At 43.8% G+C, this 3,917-nt stretch carries 2 protein-coding genes; both read left to right on the top strand.

Annotated features, from left to right (window positions below):
• Positions 1 to 304 (top strand): hypothetical protein (locus tag H8706_RS11805; protein WP_394354575.1); only part of this gene is annotated, 304 nt, incomplete at its 5' end.
• 101 nt (positions 305 to 405) lie between these two features.
• On the top strand, positions 406 to 3,917 hold a 3,512-nt coding region (locus H8706_RS11800), incomplete at its 3' end, for an Ig-like domain-containing protein (protein ID WP_262432794.1).

Genomic DNA, 3,917 nt, shown 5'->3' with positions numbered 1-3,917 from the left:
AATTGAACCGGAAGTCCCCGAACAGACGGAGGTTACATCGGATAATACAAAGGACGAAAACTCAAAAAACCGTCCGTCCCGTGCGGAGAGAACAAACGAAAATCCGCACGGGAGCAAATCTATCTTATTCGGGGATATGGCAAAAACGGACAACGGTATTAAACCCTCGGTCAGAAAGAAGATTGAGGACATAAAGGCTGATTTGGAAGAAAAGAAAAAGCCTGCTCCGGAAAAGGAAAAGGCTATACAACACAAGCAGCCGCAGCAGAAAAAACGCAAGAAAAAGCGGAAAGGCAGAGAGTAAATGAAAATTCCACAACCACGCTACCGAGAGCCGCCGTAAATATGGCGGCTTTTCGTAATGTATAAACCAAACCATAAATTTGTAAAGGAGAATTTTATTCTATGAAAACCAAACATTTTTCTATGAAATCGGTTATTTCAATGCTGCTTGCAGTTATTATTGTTGCAGGCACACTCCCCGTGTCGGTTCTTGCGGCACAGAAAAGCGATTACGAAGATCCTGCGGATAATTGGCTCAAAACCAATAACCGCACAAATGAGTTGGATATGAACGCAACCGTAACCTATGAAACGCAGTGGTGCCCGGTATGCAATAAGCACACAACCGTTTTAACCTACCGTGTACCCGAATACACCAAATCGGGACAGACGGCTATGAATCACGGTGTAAAATGGTCGGACGGTTACGATATTGACGGTCAGAAAAAAGGCAACACCGACAGCGGCACTCCCGGTGTGGACGCAAGCTATACGGGGTATCATTACACAAAGTCTGTGTGTCAGACTTGCGGCACAATTAACTCCGTTGACGGTTCGGGTGCATATAACTTTAACAACAATGTTTATGGCTTGAACTCTTGCGACCACAACTTTTTTATCGACTTTGATAATACGACTTACGAGTTGTATGACGAACATCAGCACACAACCGTATTAAAGAAAGGCGAATACTGCCAATTCTGCAAAGGTACTTATGCAAAGGCAACTATCAAGAAAGAGTCGCACGACCTTTCAAGTACGGTTGACGGACAGATCGGCAACAACCGCTTTTATCTCACGGAAAAGTGCGATGACTGCGGCTATACCACAAGCGAATATGTTGCGGCAAAATCGGTTGTATCGTCCTATTACGGAACGGCAGACGGTGACGCACATACGGTAAGCGTATCCGATTTATCCGACAGCGGTGTGCATACAAAAATCCGTTACGGCAAAACCGCCTCCGACTGCTATATGACCTCCGCACCGAATTACACCAAAGCCGGATATTACCCCGTATATTATGAAATCAGCTATAAATACGTCGGTGAAACAATGGTTGAAAACGGCGTATCGTATGTATGGCTGCTGGAGGACAAAAAGGATGATAACAACGGCGGAACGGTTATTGTACTTCCCGAAAAGCACGAACACGATTATCGTTATCTCGAAACAGTTGCTCCCTCTTGTGATAATCTCGGTTATGAAAGATGGCAGTGCGACGGCTGCGGAAACCTTGACAAGAGAAATTACACAAAGGCAACCGGGCATAATTATAAGGCAATTACCATAAGAGAAGCGACCTGCAAACAGGGCGGATTAAAACTCAATTTGTGTGATAAATGCGGCAGCTTTTATGAAGAAACAACACCCGTTGGCGAGCATAAATACAAGACAGAAAAGGTGCAGCCTACTTGCAGAATGACAGGCTATACAAATCATACTTGTGAAATCTGCGGTAATTCATATATAACCGATATGACGCCGATTATTTCACATTCCTACGAAAGAATTACCAAAGAGCCGACCTGTGAGGACAAGGGTTATACAACCTCAACTTGTACGATGTGCGGATTAAATTATGTTTCGGATTACACCGAGCCTACGGGACATAATTGGGACGAGGGACATTCGGTTACTTCCTCTACTTGCACGGCGGACGGCGTAATTGAATATCGCTGCAAAAATGATAACTGTTCAGAAAAGATGATTAAGGCAGAATCCGCAACGGGACATACACCGGGCAAAGCAGCTACTTGCACAGAACCGCAAACTTGCGAAAAGTGCGGCACGGTTTTAGAGCTGCCGAAAGGACACAGCTATTCCGAAAATGTAGTTGCCCCGACTTGCACAGCTATGGGTTATACGGAATATAAATGCGATAATTGCGGCGACAGCTATGTTGGCAATTACACCGATAAGGCAGAACACGATTACAAGCAGACCGTAACAAATCCCACTTGTACCGAACACGGCTACACAACATACACTTGCGTAAACTGCGGTGATGAATTTGTTTCGGACTACACAGAAAAGAAACCGCATAACTACAAAGCAGAAATCACAAATCCGACTTGCACAGAATTTGGATTTACAACCTATACCTGTGTAGACTGCGGCGATACCTATGTTGCGGATTATACCGATAAGACGGAACATAATTATGACAAAAAGGTTATTCCGCCTACTTGCACCGAACACGGTTATACCGTTTACACTTGCCCCGACTGTGGCAAAGAGTATATCGGGGATTTAACCGACTGTGAAAAGCATACCTACAAGAAAACCGTAGTTCCACCCACTTGCACAGAAATGGGATATACAATTTACACCTGTGAAAGCTGCGGCGATAGCTACAAGGCTGACTATGTTGACAAAGCTGCTCACGACTATACAAAGACTGTAACTACTCCGACTTGCACGGCTCTCGGATATACGGTGTATGAGTGTAAAAACTGTGATTATAAATATATCAGCGATTACACCGATAAAATCAATCACAGTTATATTGCTGATGTAACCGAGCCTACTTGTACGGCTTCCGGTTATACCATATACACTTGCGAAAACTGCGGAAAAACATATACTGCCGACTATAAGGATATGTTAGGACATAAACCCTCTGATTGGATAATTGACGAGCCTGCGACTATCGAACACGCCGGAGAAAAGCATATTGAGTGCTTGACTTGCGGTGAAGTTTTATCAAGAGCAGCAATACCGCAGCTTGTAGAAAAAGACCGTACCGATGAGGATGGTAACTCAAAGGTCGGTGATTTTTCTATTCTTGTAACCAATAAGGACGGTAACCCGATTTTTGACAGTGAAATCAGCATTGACATAAATGATAATGTAACTATCAAACTTCCCAAAGGCAGACTTTTGGACTACGAGGATCAGACAATCATCACGGCAATTAACACAGATTCGCAGCAACCGAAATCAGCGTTGCAGATTTTTATCTATGATGAAAACAATAACGCAGCAACGGGTAAAACAGATGAAAACGGACAGTTGAAAGTGCCGAACAACAAGACATCTACAGGTGATAACAGCGGTACGGTCGGCAAAGATGATGAGGATAAGAAAAACACATTTGTCGTAAAGGCTACAGACAAAATGAATGTCGTTATTCCGAATTGTGAGGTTTACATTGGTGAGAGCAATAATATTGTAGTTGACTTGCCGGAGGGAATTAAGCCAACAAGTGAATATCCTGTTATTATAACTGTTACCGACCAGCACGGACAGCCGCAGCAGGGCGTTACGGTTATAACGCTCGGAGATGCGGACTACATCGAAAAAGGCATTACTGATATGTTCGGAAAAATTACATTGCCAACCGCCAAAGACGGTTTTACGGACGACACCGGAAAAGTACGCATTGACGGAATGTATGTGTTTGTCAATGACGAGAGCGGAGCTGTCGAAAACGCTTTTGTAAAATTGAACGATGACAGCACAATCTCGATAACATTGCCGGACGAAACAAGCATTGACTACGCAAACCGCATCACAGTAACCGTAACCGACAAGGACGGAAATCCTTTGAAAGACATTTCCGTTACCGTTTCGGACACTATGGAAAAGAGTCTGACAGACAAAACTGATGAAAATGGTAAAATGGTTGTACC

This window comes from Qingrenia yutianensis (assembly GCF_014385105.1).
Taxonomy (GTDB): domain Bacteria; phylum Bacillota; class Clostridia; order UMGS1810; family UMGS1810; genus Qingrenia; species Qingrenia yutianensis.
The sequence above is the reverse complement of the archived record's forward strand: the minus strand, read 5'-3'. Positions and strand labels throughout refer to the sequence as shown.